The organism is Pseudidiomarina xizangensis (assembly GCF_052541995.1).
The window spans coordinates 27,612-40,964 of sequence record NZ_JBOBQA010000001.1 but is presented as its reverse complement, the minus strand read 5'-3'; the positions used below and the strand labels follow the sequence as shown (position 1 = coordinate 40,964).

The following is a 13,353-nucleotide window of genomic DNA, read 5'->3' as shown; positions in this document are numbered from 1 at the left end:
AAACAATGAATTTAAACAGGTGTTTTAATATCAACTTAACGCGAGCTTGTCCAGTCCTCTAATGCAGGTTGTTGGAATGCATCGTTGCCAAGTGCTAAAACAACGTGGTTCGGTGCGATTGTAAGAACCTGAATTCCCTGCCAAAGATCACCTTGGCGTAAACGCTTTCCGGCCAGTTCGATAAAGCGTTCATTGGCCCGCGATGAGTATTGGTGGGCATCGTAACTAAAACTCGGGATCTGCGACTGCAAACGCCCGGTAAGATCACTAATGCGCGGCAGAACCGAATTTTTCTGACTACCTCGGCTGCCGGTAGCCACAATCGCCTCTTCAAATGCGGAGAGTAAATCTGCTGGCACTTGATTAAGATCGACAGCTTGATCTTTTGCTACTGCTGCTGGTTCTGAAAAGCTCGACTGTGTTTGTTGTTGTCGTTCCGGTTGCGCTGCTACTGTTACTACAGGCTCTGACACCGCTTTCGGCGCAGGTAGTGCAACAACGCGCACCGGCTTCGGCTCACCCAACTGCCACTGCTGTTCGGTTGCTACAATTGGTTGCTGTGGTGGATTTGGCGTCAGTAGCAATAGCACCGCTAGCCAACCCATGATTGCTGCAAACGGAACTGCCAACCAAGCCAACCACAGCAAAGATCTTGGTTGGCGGGCTGCGGGTTCGAGTAATACGGCTGACTGTGCTGGCAGTAGCTTTGATTGCTGCTGCCGTAACGCTTTTAATACCGACGACATCAGTATTGCCCCCCAGACTCTCGCTGCTGCAACCGCGGTCCGATAGTTGTATGGTGACTGGCGAGCCACGCTAAGGTTATGCCATCAAGTTCGCCGGTCATAGGCAAACCATGTTGCTGCTGAACCGCTTGAGTCAATGCACTCAAATCCTGAATCGGATCAGTAACGTATGTGTGCAATTGCTTTTGCAGCCATAGCTGATATGTTTCGGCATCGCTCAAACTGTAGCCCGGAGGGTGCGGAAACAGTGCCATAAACTCACCAGTCCAACCGTCCGCAGGCTGCGTGTTGGCAGCGCCAATCCACTGCCAGTTACCCGACTCTAATTGAAGTAACACCGGCAAATTTAGTGCTTTGATGCGATCGAAACGCAACCGGCCTGTCACGCAACCCAGCTGATACGTTACCACCCAGTCGCACAAGGTTTTGTCGTTCGCTGGCTGTGGTAATTGCCATGCTCGCAGTAAGTCTCTTACTGGTTGTTGCTGGGCAACAGTTACGCGGTCGTCAGTGACCGGCATAGCGGTATTCTGCTGCCACTGCCACCACCAACTGCCCACCGCACCCAGGGCTAGAGCGATAACAGCTAAAGCTACCGCTCCCAATGGATTGAGCAGGCGCCGCGAAGTACCACCAGCAACATCTAACTCCTGAGCCGCATGACGTATTTGTGTGCGACCGACAACCTGTACCTGATCGTTGTATGCGGCTAGCAAAGCACGATCGCAAAGTAAATTTAACCGTCTTGGTATACCACCGCTGTACTGATGTACTAAGCGTAACGCGGTTTTATCAAATAATGCCCGCTGGGCGCCAGCAACCTGCAACCGGTAATTTATGTAGCGTTCAGTGTCGCCTTCTTGCAGGGGCAACAGGTGATAGCGAGCAGTAATGCGTTGCGCAAGTTGCCGTAACTCACGGCGACGCAGCAAATCCTGTAATTCTGGTTGACCGATCAGTATTACCCGTAGCAATTTATTTTGATTGGTTTCCAGGTTGGTCAACAGCCGCAATTGCTCTAAAACTTGTGGGCGTAAATGTTGCGCTTCATCAATTAGCACCACACACTGTTCACCTTCGGCATGGGCTGCAAGTAAAAATTCCGAAAGTTTATCGGTTAAGCGTTTATTGGTGATATTACGCTTCGCATAGCGAATGCCAAACTCATCGCACAGGGTCGCCAATAACTCTGTTTCGTTGAGCATCGGATTAAGGATAAATGCCGTGCGAGTTTGCTCTGGCAACTGCTCGAGCAATGCCCGAGATACGGTGGTTTTGCCAGTGCCCACTTCACCTGTGAGCAAGATGAAACCACCACTACCTTGCAATCCATAACTCAAATGTGCAAGCGCCTCTTGGTGACGTTCACTGAGATACAGAAAGCTAGGATCAGGCGCAATAGAAAACGGTTCTGTTTGTAAGCCAAAGTAGTTCAGATACATAGTATGTAGTCATTTGCTAACGTGAAACGATCTTCAGTGTAACGACTGACTTGCATCAGGGCTAGTCATTCGCCATCATCAGGATAAATAAATAGGAGTGTGGTGTGAAAGTCTATCTGGTCGGTGGCGCAGTGCGCGACAAGTTATTGGGTAAAGCCTTACATGAACGGGACTACGTAGTAGTAGGCGCGACCCCTGAAGAAATGTTAGCTCGTGGTTTTCGCCAGGTCGGGAAAGACTTTCCGGTATTTTTACATCCACATACCGATGAAGAGTATGCATTGGCTCGCACCGAACGGAAGTCAGGACCAGGCTACACAGGTTTTACCATCGCCGCCGAACCTTCCGTGACTCTCGAACAAGATTTACAACGCCGCGATCTAACCATAAACGCCATTGCTGAAGCTGATGATGGCCAACTTATCGACCCCTACGGAGGTTTGGCCGATCTCAAGGCGCGCATGCTCCGACATGTTTCGTCCGCATTCGTTGAAGACCCGTTAAGGGTGCTTCGTGCCGCTCGATTTGCCGCTCGATTTGCTGACGATGGGTTTGTGATCGCTGCGGAAACCTTACAACTGATGCGTCAAATCAGCACCCATGACGAGCTTGCTACACTCGCCAACGAACGGGTTTGGCAGGAAACTGTGAAAGCGCTGAACACGTCTCGCCCTGCGGTTTATTTTAAGGTGCTTAAAGACGCAGAGGCTCTCTCGCCCTGGTTCCCTGAACTAGAAGACAACACAACTTTTCACGCCGTGCAAGCGCGCCTTTCGGCGATCGATATGACGACTGCGGAGTTAGTGTTCGCGCTTTGGATGGGCGAACTTTCAGCTGCGCAAATTAACCTGCTCAGTGAGCGTTTGCGAGTGCCGAAGGAATGGCGCCAGCTCGGTAAACTAGCCTGCCGCTGGCATGCGGCTGCGCAACAGCTCACACAACATAAAGTTTTTGCCGAGTGCGCGCTACATGCAGACCTCTGGCGCCGGCCTGAACGATTCGGTCAACTTCTGCTGGTTTGGCGGCAACAGGGCCTTACCTTAACCGAACAGGAAAAGTTACAAACAGCCTTCGACGCAGCAGATCGGGTTTCGGCCGCGACGCTTATTGAGCAAGCGCGCGCCGCTGGAGAAAGTTTGGTTGGTCCAGAGATCGGCGCAGCGGTTCAACAAGCGCGTGACACTGCGATTGCCGGGGTTCTAAAGGAATAGGTAGAACAAAATCGCACCGAGCACCAGGCGGTAGATGACGAAGGGCAACATCCCCATCCGCTCAATTACCTGCAGGAACAGTTTGATGCACACATACGCCGCGACAAAGGCAATGGCCATTCCCAACAGCACCAGACCCCAAGCGACCGGTTCCGCCTGCTGTATGAGTTGTACACCTTTGTACCCACCCGCCAACATAATAATCGGTATCGACAACAAAAACGAAAAACGGGCGGCATCCATGCGCGTCAATCCCAACAGCAATCCAGCGGTAATGGTAATACCTGAACGTGAGGTACCAGGAATTAATGCGATAGCTTGCGCCAGACCAACAAATAACGCTTGTTTCAGCGTCAAAGCACTGAGTGATGATTTTTCGCTGGCCCGGGTATCGGCATACCAAAGCAAGAAACCAAAGGCGATGGTAGAGCTTGCAATGACGAGGGCGGAGCGGCCGTAGTTTTCTAACAAATCGTTACCGAGTAAACCTGCCATCGCCGCAGGTACTGTCGCCCAAACAATAAACCAAGCTAATCGACTATGGCTGGTATGCTGCCCACGCAGACTGTTAAACCAACCTACAACTAGCTCAACCACCTCGGTTCGGTAATAAAACACAACCGCGGCCAGGGTGCCAACATGCACCGCGACATCAAAAGCCAGCCCTTGGTCTTGCCACCCTAATAGCTGCGACGGCAAAATCAAATGCGCGGAGCTGGAGATCGGAAGAAACTCGGTAAAACCCTGTATAAGTGCAAGAATTATAGCTTCAAACGTACTCAACTTAGCTTTCCTTGTGCAGTGTTGGGAGTTATTAAGTTGGGGAGATCTTCAAACGGGAATTCTATCCGTTGCAAGCGTTGTTCGCCACGATAATTCTGCCAAAGTTGTGCAAATGACTCACCGACAACAGGATGACGATGGTGGGGCGCCAGCTCAGCCAGCGGGCACAACACAAAAGCGTTGTGCAAAATCTCCGCACGTGGCAGTTGTACCGGTGTCTCGCACACCTCATCATTGTATAACAGCACGTCTATATCCAGTGTGCGCGGACTGTACTTGGCTGCGCTGGACGGATGTCCATGGGCGCGCTCAATAGCTTTACAGGATTGGCTAAGTTCAGTCATCGAAAGAGCAGTTTTTAACGCCACGACGGTATTCAAGAAATCATGTCCCGCGAACCCAATCGCTTCACTTTCGTATACTGCTGCCACGCGCAGCGGATGTTCTACAGTCGCGAACTGCTGGTGCAATGCACGTATGCCCGCCGCAATGTGATGCTGTCGTCGTCGATTGCTGCCTAATCCTAAAAACACTTGCGCCAACGACATATCAGCTGCGACTCCGGGTGATTTCAACACCAACAGTCTGAGCAGCTGCGACAGCCTTTGGTTTACTCACGCAGACCTTAACAGTCGTCACCTGAAACTCACTTAAGATCAATTGCGCCACTTCTTCAGCCACGGTTTCGATAAGTTGCCGGGGTCGGGATTCAACCAACTTCACCACAGCCTGACTTAGAGCAGCATAATCCAGGGCATGCTCTAGCTCATCACTAGCCGCAGCAGCAGCTTGATCCCAATCCATGGTCAAATCAACTAGTAATGGCTGGCGCTGCTCATGTTCCCACTCATAAACGCCAATCAGGGCGTCTGTGCGTAAGCCTTTAACAAACACTTTATCCATTCAACACAACTCTTATAATCAGCGTAGAAATTTATTCCAGAAGCGCTTATGCTTAAGTCTTTGATAGTAACGGAAAGCGCGCCGGAAAATAAACTATATGGGTGCAATAATTGTATTGGCCATTGTCGTGGCCTACTTATTTGGATCGTTAAGCAGTGCAGTTATCATCTGTAAACTGTTCGGCCTACCTGATCCTCGTGTCACCGGATCGAAAAATCCGGGTGCTACCAATGTTTACCGGTTAGGCGGTAAAGTCCCGGCTATTTTGACCTTAAGCTTTGATGTTTTGAAAGGCATGATTCCGGTTTGGGTTTCATACTTTCTCGGTATCACACCACTATTCCTGGGTATGATCGCCGTCGCCGCTTGTCTTGGTCATATTTTTCCGTTGTACTTTCAATTTCGTGGCGGTAAAGCTGTTGCTACCGCCTTAGGCACCATGTTTCCAGTAGCATGGGAAATGGCGCTGCTACTTATTGCAACCTGGCTACTGGTTTTCAGAATCGGTAAAGTTTCCTCTCTAGCTGCCATCATCACCGTGACGCTTGCGCCGTTTTATGCGTATTGGATCAAACCTCAGTACACCGTACCGACAATTATGATTTCAATTCTCATCATTTGGCGTCATCAAGCCAATATTTCCCGCCTTCGCCACGGCAGTGAGCAACGCATTCGGCGTCGCCGTTAAGACCTCATTTGCGGTGCCTCTAGCTGCTCCAAGGGCCAACGCGGAAAGGTTTTCACTGCGGTATCTACCTGCTCTCCAGCTGCCAATCGTTGGGCCCCGGCAAAAGCAATCATCGCGCCGTTATCAGTACAGAACTCGGGGCGCGGGAAGAACACCTGTCCACCAATTTGTTCAGCAAATGCATGTAATTGCCGTCGCAGCTCTTTATTCGCACTCACTCCACCAGCGACAACTAGACGTTTAAGCCCTGTTTCACGCAGCGCACGGCGACATTTTATGACGAGAGTATCTACTACGGCTTCCTGAAACGCGCGCGCTATGTTGGCCCGAGTCTGTTCATCGGTAGCTGCGTCAGCGATGGTATTTGCAGCGAAGGTCTTCAGCCCGCTGAAACTAAAATCTAACCCAGGTCGATCGGTCATCGGTCGCGGAAACTTATAAGGGCCTGCTTGTCCTTGTTCAGCCAATGCAGCCAATCGCGGGCCGCCAGGGTAATCCAACCCCATTAACTTTGCCGTTTTATCGAAAGCTTCACCCGCTGCATCATCTACTGATTCACCCAGCAACTCATAACGACCGATACCATCTACTCGCACCAACTGTGTATGACCGCCGGAAACCAGTAAAGCGATAAAAGGAAAATCTGGAGCTTCAGGTTCAAGCATGGGCGCCAGCAGATGACCTTCCATGTGATGCACCGCGACTGCCGGAACTTGCCACCCCAACGCCAAACTACGGCCAATGCAGGCACCCACCAATAACGCACCGACCAGACCTGGCCCCGCAGTGTAAGCGACACCATCAATATCAGCAGAGGTCAGGTTTGCTTCGCTTAATGCGGCTTGAATCAATGGCAGGGTTTTTCGGACATGATCGCGCGACGCCAATTCAGGCACCACACCACCATAATCCGCATGCAATTTCACTTGCGAATACAATTGATGAGCTAACAGGCCTTGATCAGTATCGTAAATCGCGATTCCTGTTTCATCACAGGATGTTTCAATACCTAACACGCGCATGCTTAACCTCGTACCACCAGCATAAATTTGAGAGCGGTAGTTTACTCGAAGTTACTCAAGATCGACAGTCACTCCTTTCATACCACCTTCATCGCCCGGACGTGACTCGCCACTGAGCTTCACGCGCAGACGCAGATCGTTTGGTGCATCAGCATGGCGTATTGCTTCTTCAAAAGAAATCTTACGTGCCTTGTACAAGTCAAATAGCGCCTGATCGAAGGTCTGCATACCTAGCTCACGTGATTTGGCCATAATTTCTTTGACTTCGCCCATGTCATTCTTGGCGATCTTTTCAGCCACAATTGGACTATTTAACAGCACCTCAATTGCGGCTACCCGACCACCATCCGTCGTTGGTACCAGTTGCTGTGCAACAATGCCGCGCAGGTTAAGTGAAAGGTCAAACATCAATTTACCCACTTTCTCTTTTGGCACCATATGCATGATGCGCTCGATCGCTTGGTTGGCATTGTTAGCGTGTAATGTTGCGACACACAAGTGACCAGTTTCAGCAAAAGTAAGCGCATATTCCATGACCTCTTGCGAGCGGATCTCGCCAACTAGGATGACATCTGGTGCCTGCCGCAACGAACTTTTCAAGGCCGTTTCAAAAGTTTCTGTATCGGTTCCTACCTCACGTTGAGTAACCATCGATTTACCATGTTCATGGACGAACTCAACTGGGTCCTCAATGGTTATGATATGTCCGCGAGAATTCTGATTACGATAACCAAGCAATGCCGCTAAGCTCGTTGATTTACCTGTACCTGTACCACCAACGACCAGCACTAAGCCGCGTTTCGCCATAATCAGTTTGGTAAGGGTTTCCGGCAACTTTAATTCGTCCACGGTTGGAATTTCTGTAACGATTCGACGAATCACCATGCCGGCGCGTTGCCGTTGCCAAAATGCACTTACCCGAAAGCGACCAATCCCTTCGCGAAAAATCGCAAAGTTTGCTTCGAAATGCTTGAAGTACTCATCATGATGCTTTTCTCCAAGCGCCTCTTTTACCAGATCTAACGCCCCCTCCTCGGAAAGTTTTTGATCGCTGAGGTGACGTAGTTCGCCATTTACTTTGGCACTTGGCGGCAAGTTAGCGGAAACAAAAAGATCCGATGCCTCTTTCTCAATCATGATCTTAAGTAATTTATCTAGCAACATAGTGCTTCCTCGCTTCTGATCAGTCGCCATCGGTTATTTAAACGCCTCTTTGTTCGCCGCTTTCGCGCGTGCGTCAATACGCGCTACTAAGCCTTGATTGAGAAGGTTGAGCAAGCCTTGATCCAAGGTCTGCATGCCATGCGAGGCGCCGGTCTGAATTGACGAGTACATCTGCGCCACTTTGTCCTCACGGATAAGATTTTTAATCGCTGACGTTGCGATCATAATCTCATGTGCCGCCACACGCCCGCCACCGACACGCTTTAACAACGTTTGCGAAATTACCGCGCGCAACGATTCAGATAACATCGAGCGCACCATTGGTTTTTCATCACCTGGAAAGACGTCGATAATCCGGTCAATTGTTTTTGGCGCGGAAGTGGTATGTAAGGTTCCAAACACCAAATGACCAGTTTCTGCCGCCGTCATAGCTAAGCGGATGGTTTCCAGGTCACGCATCTCACCGACCAGCACAACGTCAGGGTCTTCACGTAACGCAGACCGCAACGCCGCGCTAAAACTATGGGTATCACGATGCACTTCACGTTGGTTTATCAAGCTCTGCTTATTCTTGTGCACAAACTCGATCGGATCTTCAATAGTGAGAATATGGTGATGCTTAGCTTCATTGATAAAATCGACCATTGCCGCCAAAGTGGTTGACTTACCAGACCCCGTAGGCCCTGTCACCAAGACTAATCCACGCGGTTGATCGGCAATCGTCTTGAAAATTTCTGGGCAACCCAGTTGCTCTAACGTCAGTACATCGCTGGGAATCGTCCGCAACACTGCGGCACACCCTCTGTTTTGTACAAATACGTTCACCCGAAAACGGGCAAGATCAGGAATTTCGAAAGAAAAATCGCATTCAAAGTTCTGTTCGTACTCCTTTCTTTGGCGATCATTCATGATGTCGTAAACCAATTCCTGTACTTGCTTGTGGGTCAGCACCGGAATATTAATTTTACGAACATCACCATCAACCCGTATCATAGGGGGAGAATCTGCCGAAAGGTGTAAATCTGACGCGTTATTCTTGACGGCAAAGCCTAGTAACTCAGTTATATCCATACCAGTTCTCTTATTTATTGTCGGTGAGCCGTAACATGATGAATAGCATAATTGACCGCTTAAAAGAAGTCCGCAATAGCATTGCATCGGCCTGTCTACAAAGCAATCGTAGACCAGAATCGGTGCAATTGTTAGCTGTAAGTAAAACCAAACCAGCTAAGAAGATACGCGAGCTATATCTGGCAGGACAACGATGCTTCGGTGAAAACTACTTACAAGAAGCGCTCGAAAAGCAACAGCAATTAAGCGATTTAGACGACATCGTCTGGCATTTTATTGGTCCCATCCAATCGAATAAAACACGTGACATCGCCGCCAATTTTAATTGGGTTCAAAGTATTGACCGGTTGAAGATTGCCCGCCGACTTAACGACCAACGCGCTAAAAATCAAGCGCCACTCAACATTCTAATTCAAGTCAATATTGATGATGAGCGAAGTAAAGCCGGAATCCAACCCGAGCAGTTGCTAGACTTTGCTGCAGAATTACAGGAGTTTCCGCAAGTGACCTTGCGAGGTCTGATGACACTGCCTGCAGCCAATGCATCCAGCTCGCAACAGCAACAGAGTTTGCAAGCAATGCAAAGGTTGTTTTCGCAATTAGCATCCCAATATCCTACAGTTGATACACTTTCTATGGGCATGAGTAATGATCTTGAACCTGCTATCAAAGCCGGTTCAACGATGGTTCGTATTGGTACGGCCTTATTCGGCGCCCGTGATACAAAAGGAGTAAAGAATGACAACGCAAGTGCGTAAAATTGCCTTTATTGGCGCTGGAAATATGACCCAAAGTATCGTCGGCGGAATGGTTTCAAGTGGCTATCCGAGCGATCAAATTTACATCAGTAATCCAAGTGTTGGAAAACTCGAAAAAATGGCGGAGTCTTTGCAGGTGCATACCAGCCAAGACAATGCAGAGGTCGCCAACGCCGCCGATGTCATCGTACTTGCTGTGAAGCCCCAGTTAATGGCAGATGTGTGTGCCGCACTTACCGAACAAGTCGACAATTTAAAAGATAAGTTAATTGTTACCATCGCTGCCGGTATTCGTATCGAAAAATATCGCCAGTATCTTGGTGACGATATCCGCATGATTCGGGTTATGCCAAATACACCTTCGTTAGTGGGTAAAGGTATGTCAGGTTTGGTCGCTGACGACCGTGTGAATGATGCTGATAAATCTTACATTACCGAAGCATTTGATGGTGTAGGCGCAACACTATGGGTTGCTGATGAGGATGAACTTGATATCCTTGGCGCAGTAGCTGGTAGTGGACCTGCTTACTTTTTTGAATTCATGGCCAGCTTGCAAAAAGCAGCTGTTGCCCTTGGCTTCGACAGTGACAAAGCCCGTACCATGGTGCAACAAACAGCGTTAGGCGCAGCCGAGATGGCGATTGCCAGTGACCTGGAATTAGAGGACTTGCGTAAACAAGTTACTAGCAAAGGTGGTTCAACGGCGAAAGGCATTGAGCAATACCAAGCATTCGATATTGATAAAATCTCCGATTCTGCGGTCAAAGCGGCAGTAAAACGAAACCAGGAAATGGCCGAACTTTTCTAAAAAGTCTACAGGTTTAAAGGCGAAAAACTATGGAACTCATGCGTTTTCTTATCACCATTGTATTCGAGCTGTTTTTGATGGTGGTGATCTTACGAGTCTGGCTTCAGGCCGCTCGTGCTGATTTTTACAATCCGGTCAGTCAGTTTGTGGTGAAGGCAACAAACCCGTTGGTTCTGCCGTTACGCAAAGTCATTCCAATGGTTGGGGTATGGGATCTGGCCACCATAGTTCTCGCGCTGCTGGTTAGCATTGCTAAATTTGTCGCGCTGTATGCGGTGCACGGTTATCCTATGATCTGGAGTGACATTTTATTGGTAGGTGTGCTCAGCGCGGTTAGTCAGTTCCTGCAATTATTGTTCTGGATTGTACTGATTCGTGCACTTTTAAGCTGGTTTGCGCAAGGTTACAACCCCATGCAGGCAATTCTGGTGCAGTTAACTGAACCCTTCTTAGCTCCTATTCGCCGCATCATTCCGCCGTTAGGTGGACTCGATTTGTCGGTGTTGGTTTTGGTCATAGGTATTCAGGCACTACGCATATTGATAGGGATTTAATGTTATGCACAAACTAAGCTCTTGGTTAATGATGTTGCTCATTAGCGCAGGGTCCGTCGTTGCGACTCCCGCGCTAGCGGAGCAAAGTAAGCGCCTTGGCCCTTGGGAAGTACATTACAACGCTTTCAATTCCACCCTGTTGCGCCCAGAGATGGCACGCCAGTATAATCTTGAACGTTCAAGCACTCTAGCCACGCTGAATATTTCAGTACTCGCGGCGGAACAACCGGGTAAACCAGCACAACAAGTGACGGTTGAAGGTTATGTGATGAATCCACTGAGCATGCAACAAACCTTGGAGTTTCGCGAAATAGTTGAAGGTGATGCGGTTTATTACCTAGCGCAGACGTCATTCACCAACCTTGAAACTCTGCGGTTCTTCATTACCATTAAACAGGGTGATGAACTACAGGAACTTCGTTTCTCAGAGGAATTCTGGCGTAATTAGTTGTCTTCGCGCTCGAGCAACTTAATCCCTACTTTGCTAATTTTATTGTTTTCGTTCAGCTCACGGACGGTGAGCTGAACACGTCCCAAAGTTAGTTGATCACCCACCACCATACGCCGATGAAACTTCTGTGAGAAGTACGCATGTAAGGTCATTCCGGCCTCCGCTTCAGGTAAGTTACCTAACGGATAGAAGCTAGCGACATCAGCCAGCGATAAGTCGCCGTTTAAGGTAAAGTCGCCGAAGAAATCACTGCTGTTGAGGGACCGCGATTTTCCACCTGCAGCTAACACACGACTGATCTCATCGAGATGTTGGACTTTAGCAACCACCAATACGTGATCATCTTCAAGTAGCTTCGGCCGCGTTTCTGGCTGTAACCATTCACCGTTGCGAATCAATCCCACAAATTCGAGTGGCACCGACCAACGCAACTCATACCAAAAATGATCGCAGGCTGGCGAGCGCTCGCTAATCTCATAGGACCATAATTCCAGCGGGTCATTGCTACCTACCTGGTCTAGCGCCATGCGCCGATCAGGTTCAGCCTCCAGTGGCACTTCTAGCTTGAGCCAACGCGCCATAGGTGCGAGGGTCCAGCCCTGCAACACCAGTGACACCAGCACCACCACAAATGCCACATCAAAAAATAGCTCTTGTCCAGGCAGGCCACTTAGCCATGGATACAACGCCAAAATGATAGGCACCGCACCACGTAAACCCACCCAGCTGATAAACAGCTGTTCACGTACGGGAAAAGCAAATGGTGACAAACTGATAACAACGGCCAGTGGCCTGACAATGAAAATCATTAAGCCAGCGATACTTAACGATAGCCACAAGTTCTCAATCAAGTGTGATGGTGTCACCAATAACCCAAGAATTAGAAACATCATGATTTGGCTTAACCACGCCAGTCCATCTTGTACTTGCAGAATGTGCATTAATTGCGGTAGCCGTGCATTGCCGATCATGTAACCCATGAGGTATACCGCCAGAAAACCACTGCCACCGGCGCCAGATGTGAGCGCGAACACAACCACAGCACTAGCTGCTGCGAGCAACGGGAAAAATGCAAACTGGGTCGTGATTTTACGGGCCATTTCGACAAATATCCGGCCGCCAATCCAACCGCTGGCGTAGCCGACGATAAGTTGCTGGGCAACCTCTAAACCAACAGCAGAAAATGAGAAGGCTTGTCCCGATGCGATTAACGTCGTCATCGTCATCGTCAGGATCACCGCCATCGGATCGTTAGTGCCCGACTCAATCTCCAGGGTTGAAGCGACACGCTGTTTAATTTTCAGGTTCTGGGATTGAAAGATACTAAATACCGCCGCAGCATCAGTAGAACTAAGAATAGCCCCTATCAACAACGCAGTCGCCCAAGGCAAGTCGAATAGCCAAACAATACCTAAAGCGGTCAATGTCGAGGTTAATGCAACCCCTAATGTGGCAAGACTAATAGCTGGCCAAAGCGCAACCCGGAAGCGCTCGCGCTTAGTTCGCATACCACCATCAAAGATAATGATGACTAGCGCCAATGAACCAATCAGAAAAGCAACTTGCGGCTGGTCAAATTCAATGCCGAGCAAACCTTCTTCGCCCGCCAGCATTCCAACCACCAGAAATACCAGGAGCAAAGGAGCGCCAAGCCGCGAAGATACGACCGCAGCGAGAATGCTCACCAAGAGTAGTGAGCCCATGAGCAGCATAATACCGTTTAAGTCTGCCAAGATTTCCCCTTTGGTCAGT

15 protein-coding genes are annotated in these 13,353 nt (G+C 49.3%); 6 read left to right on the top strand and 9 right to left on the bottom strand.

The window, feature by feature from the left end:
- Positions 1-35 precede the first annotated feature (35 nt).
- On the bottom strand, positions 36-746 hold the full coding sequence (locus tag ACQ5ES_RS00190; protein WP_445013956.1) for a general secretion pathway protein GspB: 711 nt from the start codon (positions 744-746) through the stop codon (positions 36-38).
- Positions 746-2,188, bottom strand: a complete 1,443-nt coding sequence (locus ACQ5ES_RS00185) for an ExeA family protein (protein WP_445013955.1) — start codon at positions 2,186-2,188, stop codon at positions 746-748. The genes ACQ5ES_RS00190 and ACQ5ES_RS00185 overlap by 1 nt, the downstream gene beginning before the upstream one ends.
- Positions 2,189-2,292: 104 nt before the next feature.
- Between ACQ5ES_RS00185 and ACQ5ES_RS00180 the strand changes: the two genes are divergently transcribed.
- A complete protein-coding gene (locus ACQ5ES_RS00180; RefSeq protein WP_445013954.1) occupies positions 2,293-3,399 on the top strand; it encodes a tRNA nucleotidyltransferase/poly(A) polymerase-related protein in 1,107 nt (368 codons plus the stop codon).
- Here ACQ5ES_RS00180 and ACQ5ES_RS00175 read toward each other — a convergent pair.
- The 3 genes from ACQ5ES_RS00175 to folB are packed head-to-tail and all read right to left on the bottom strand — an operon-like array spanning position 3,388 to position 5,085.
- Complete coding sequence (locus tag ACQ5ES_RS00175; RefSeq protein ID WP_445013953.1) at positions 3,388-4,182, bottom strand: undecaprenyl-diphosphate phosphatase; 795 nt, start codon at positions 4,180-4,182, stop codon at positions 3,388-3,390. The two genes, ACQ5ES_RS00180 and ACQ5ES_RS00175, sit on opposite strands and share 12 nt — an antisense overlap.
- A complete protein-coding gene (folK, locus tag ACQ5ES_RS00170) occupies positions 4,179-4,730 on the bottom strand; it encodes a 2-amino-4-hydroxy-6-hydroxymethyldihydropteridine diphosphokinase (protein WP_445013952.1) in 552 nt (183 codons plus the stop codon). Before folK ends, ACQ5ES_RS00175 begins: the two co-directional genes overlap by 4 nt.
- A 1-nt stretch (position 4,731) precedes the next feature.
- Positions 4,732-5,085, bottom strand: a complete 354-nt coding sequence (gene folB / locus ACQ5ES_RS00165; protein ID WP_445013951.1) for a dihydroneopterin aldolase — start codon at positions 5,083-5,085, stop codon at positions 4,732-4,734.
- A gap of 97 nt (positions 5,086-5,182) precedes the next feature.
- Here folB and plsY point away from each other — a divergent pair, with 97 nt between their 5' ends.
- On the top strand, positions 5,183-5,773 hold the full coding sequence (gene plsY / locus ACQ5ES_RS00160; RefSeq protein ID WP_445013950.1) for a glycerol-3-phosphate 1-O-acyltransferase PlsY: 591 nt from the start codon (positions 5,183-5,185) through the stop codon (positions 5,771-5,773).
- Here plsY and tsaD read toward each other — a convergent pair.
- The 3 genes from tsaD to ACQ5ES_RS00145 are packed head-to-tail and all read right to left on the bottom strand — an operon-like array spanning position 5,770 to position 9,030.
- Positions 5,770-6,795, bottom strand: a complete 1,026-nt coding sequence (tsaD, locus tag ACQ5ES_RS00155; protein WP_445013949.1) for a tRNA (adenosine(37)-N6)-threonylcarbamoyltransferase complex transferase subunit TsaD — start codon at positions 6,793-6,795, stop codon at positions 5,770-5,772. The two genes, plsY and tsaD, sit on opposite strands and share 4 nt — an antisense overlap.
- A 51-nt stretch (positions 6,796-6,846) precedes the next feature.
- Complete coding sequence (locus ACQ5ES_RS00150) at positions 6,847-7,959, bottom strand: PilT/PilU family type 4a pilus ATPase (RefSeq protein WP_445013948.1); 1,113 nt, start codon at positions 7,957-7,959, stop codon at positions 6,847-6,849.
- 33 nt (positions 7,960-7,992) lie between these two features.
- On the bottom strand, positions 7,993-9,030 hold the full coding sequence (locus tag ACQ5ES_RS00145; protein ID WP_445013947.1) for a type IV pilus twitching motility protein PilT: 1,038 nt from the start codon (positions 9,028-9,030) through the stop codon (positions 7,993-7,995).
- Between the two features lie 38 nt (positions 9,031-9,068).
- On the opposite strand from ACQ5ES_RS00145, the gene ACQ5ES_RS00140 reads away from it, so the two are divergent.
- The 4 genes from ACQ5ES_RS00140 to ACQ5ES_RS00125 are packed head-to-tail and all read left to right on the top strand — an operon-like array spanning position 9,069 to position 11,598.
- Positions 9,069-9,788, top strand: a complete 720-nt coding sequence (locus ACQ5ES_RS00140) for a YggS family pyridoxal phosphate-dependent enzyme (protein WP_445015338.1) — start codon at positions 9,069-9,071, stop codon at positions 9,786-9,788.
- On the top strand, positions 9,769-10,596 hold the full coding sequence (gene proC / locus ACQ5ES_RS00135; protein ID WP_445013946.1) for a pyrroline-5-carboxylate reductase: 828 nt from the start codon (positions 9,769-9,771) through the stop codon (positions 10,594-10,596). The genes ACQ5ES_RS00140 and proC overlap by 20 nt, the downstream gene beginning before the upstream one ends.
- A gap of 29 nt (positions 10,597-10,625) precedes the next feature.
- The gene (locus tag ACQ5ES_RS00130; protein WP_445013945.1) at positions 10,626-11,150 is read left to right on the top strand and encodes a YggT family protein; all 525 of its coding nucleotides are present in this window, start codon (positions 10,626-10,628) and stop codon (positions 11,148-11,150) included.
- A gap of 4 nt (positions 11,151-11,154) precedes the next feature.
- Positions 11,155-11,598 (top strand): DUF4426 domain-containing protein, encoded by a 444-nt coding sequence (locus tag ACQ5ES_RS00125; RefSeq protein WP_445013944.1) that lies wholly within the window; start codon positions 11,155-11,157, stop codon positions 11,596-11,598.
- Here ACQ5ES_RS00125 and ACQ5ES_RS00120 read toward each other — a convergent pair.
- Entirely contained in the window at positions 11,595-13,334 is a 1,740-nt protein-coding gene (locus ACQ5ES_RS00120) for a potassium/proton antiporter (RefSeq protein WP_445013943.1), read from the bottom strand. The genes ACQ5ES_RS00125 and ACQ5ES_RS00120 overlap by 4 nt on opposite strands.
- Positions 13,335-13,353 lie beyond the last annotated feature (19 nt).

Excerpts from the sequence above, each read along its gene's own strand:
- ACQ5ES_RS00190 (WP_445013956.1), bottom strand. The coding sequence starts at position 746 with ATGTCGTCGGTATTAAAAGCGTTACGGCAGCAGCAATCAAAGCTACTG.
- ACQ5ES_RS00185 (WP_445013955.1), bottom strand. The coding sequence starts at position 2,188 with ATGTATCTGAACTACTTTGGCTTACAAACAGAACCGTTTTCTATTGCG.
- folK (WP_445013952.1), bottom strand. The coding sequence starts at position 4,730 with ATGTCGTTGGCGCAAGTGTTTTTAGGATTAGGCAGCAATCGACGACGA.
- folB (WP_445013951.1), bottom strand. The coding sequence starts at position 5,085 with ATGGATAAAGTGTTTGTTAAAGGCTTACGCACAGACGCCCTGATTGGC.
- plsY (WP_445013950.1), top strand. The coding sequence starts at position 5,183 with ATGGGTGCAATAATTGTATTGGCCATTGTCGTGGCCTACTTATTTGGA.
- tsaD (WP_445013949.1), bottom strand. The coding sequence starts at position 6,795 with ATGCGCGTGTTAGGTATTGAAACATCCTGTGATGAAACAGGAATCGCG.
- ACQ5ES_RS00150 (WP_445013948.1), bottom strand. The coding sequence starts at position 7,959 with ATGTTGCTAGATAAATTACTTAAGATCATGATTGAGAAAGAGGCATCG.
- ACQ5ES_RS00145 (WP_445013947.1), bottom strand. The coding sequence starts at position 9,030 with ATGGATATAACTGAGTTACTAGGCTTTGCCGTCAAGAATAACGCGTCA.
- ACQ5ES_RS00140 (WP_445015338.1), top strand. The coding sequence starts at position 9,069 with ATGAATAGCATAATTGACCGCTTAAAAGAAGTCCGCAATAGCATTGCA.
- proC (WP_445013946.1), top strand. The coding sequence starts at position 9,769 with ATGACAACGCAAGTGCGTAAAATTGCCTTTATTGGCGCTGGAAATATG.
- ACQ5ES_RS00130 (WP_445013945.1), top strand. The coding sequence starts at position 10,626 with ATGGAACTCATGCGTTTTCTTATCACCATTGTATTCGAGCTGTTTTTG.
- ACQ5ES_RS00125 (WP_445013944.1), top strand. The coding sequence starts at position 11,155 with ATGCACAAACTAAGCTCTTGGTTAATGATGTTGCTCATTAGCGCAGGG.